This window comes from Streptomyces sp. NPDC025651 (assembly GCF_055558735.1).
Genome location: NZ_JBVHLZ010000036.1, coordinates 1 through 1,860, shown reverse-complemented (window position 1 = coordinate 1,860; position 1,860 = coordinate 1). Strand labels below are relative to the sequence as shown.

Here is a 1,860-nt window from a genome sequence, read left to right as displayed (position 1 = left end):
ACTCAAAACCACCCTCCAGACCAGCCGGCACACCCTCACCGTCAAACCGCTCCGCAAGCCCCAACGACAGATCGAACTTCGCCGCGTCACCGTCGTTCGGCTCGACGCTCAGCGCCACGCCGGGCAGCTGCAGATCGGGCCTGCTCTGGTTCTGGAACGCCAGTGCCACCTGGAAGAGCGGGTGGCGCGACATGGACCGGGCCGGGTTGATCACCTCGACCAGGTGCTCGAACGGGACGTCCTGGTTGCCGAAGGCACCAAGGTCCACCTCGCGTACGCGGTCGACCAGTTGACGGAACGTCGGGTTGCCGGAGACATCTGTCCGAAGTACGAGCGTGTTGATGAAGAACCCGACCAGGTCGTCCAGCGCCTCGTCGGCTCGCCCGGCCACCGGTGTGCCGATCGGGATGTCCGTCCCCGCACCCATCCGCGACAACAGCGCGGCGAACGCCGCCTGCACCACCATGAACACACTGGCGCCCGTCTCCCCCGCCAGGGCGGCGAGGCCACGGTGCACGTGGGCGTCCAGCGTGAACTCGACGTTGTCGCCCCGGTACGTGGCGACGGCGGGCCGGGGGCGATCGGTGGGCAGCTCCAACTGCTCCGGCAGGTCCTCCAATGCGCCCTTCCAGTACGTGACCTGACGGCTCACCAGGCTGTCGGGGTCGTTCTCGTCGCCCAGCAGCTCCCGCTGCCACATCGCGTAGTCCGCGTACTGCACCGGCAGCGGCTCCCACTCAGGTGCGCCACCGCCGACCCGCGCCTCGTACGCCGCCGCCACGTCCCGCGCCAGCGGCGCCATCGACCAGCCGTCACCGGCGATGTGGTGCAGCACCACCACCAGCACATGCACGTCCTCGCCCAGCACGAACAACCGCGCGCGCATGGGGGCGTCGACCGTGACATCGAAGCCGCGGCCGCGGAAGGCCGACACGGCGGCGTCGAGCCCGTCCTCGTCGGCCGGCATGGACTCCATGTCCGTCCACGCCTGGTCGGTGTCGAGGATGCGCTGGTACGGGGTGCCGTCGGGGCCTTCGGGGAAGACCGTGCGCAGGCTCTCGTGGCGCTCCACCACGTCCCGCAGGGCCGCGGCGAGCGCGTCCCGGTCCAGGGTGCCGGTCAGGCGCAGCGTGATGGGCAGGTTGTACGTGGCCGCCGCGGTGCCCTCGAGCCGGTTGAGGAACCAGAGCCGACGCTGGGAAAAGGACAGAGGAATCATCAGTTCTCCTTGGGGCGCGGCATGGGCCGCAGTGCGGGCCGCTGCGACTTCTGCGCGGTTCCCAGCTGTTCGGTCAACGTGGCTACGTTCGGTGCTTCGAAGACGGCGCGCAGCGACAGCTCGACGCCGAGGCGGGTACGAATGCGGCTGATCAGACGGGTGGCGAGCAGGGAATGACCGCCCAGGTCGAAGAAGCTGTCGTCGATCCCGACCCGCTCCACACCCAGCACCTCGGTGAAGATCTCGCACAAGGCCTGCTCGCGCTCCGAGCGCGGGGCGCGGAAGGCGGTGGCGGCGTAGTCGGGGGCGGGCAGGGCGCGTCGGTCGAGCTTCCCGTTCGCCGTCAACGGCAGCACGTCCAGCACCACGACCGCGGCCGGAACCATGAACTCCGGCAGACGCTCACCGACATACCGGCGCAACTGCGACCCATCCACCAAAGCCGCACCACCCGACGGCACGACGTAGGCGACCAGGCGCTTGCCGCCGGGCTGATCCTCACGAGCCACCACCGCAACCTGCGCGACAGCGGGATGCGCGGCAATCACCGCCTCGACCTCACCCAACTCCACACGGAACCCACGAACCTTCACCTGGAAGTCCGCCCGCCCCAAAAACTCCACCGTGCCATCGGCACACCA

At 69.4% G+C, this 1,860-nt stretch carries 2 protein-coding genes; both read right to left on the bottom strand.

Going from position 1 to position 1,860, the window contains the following annotated elements:
• The coding region (locus tag ACZ4D5_RS43430; RefSeq protein ID WP_467778072.1) for a condensation domain-containing protein at window positions 1-1,219 on the bottom strand (1,219 nt) is incomplete at its 3' end.
• Window positions 1,219-1,860 (bottom strand): AMP-binding enzyme (locus tag ACZ4D5_RS43425; RefSeq protein ID WP_467778071.1); only part of this gene is annotated, 642 nt, incomplete at its 5' end. The genes ACZ4D5_RS43425 and ACZ4D5_RS43430, both read right to left, overlap by 1 nt.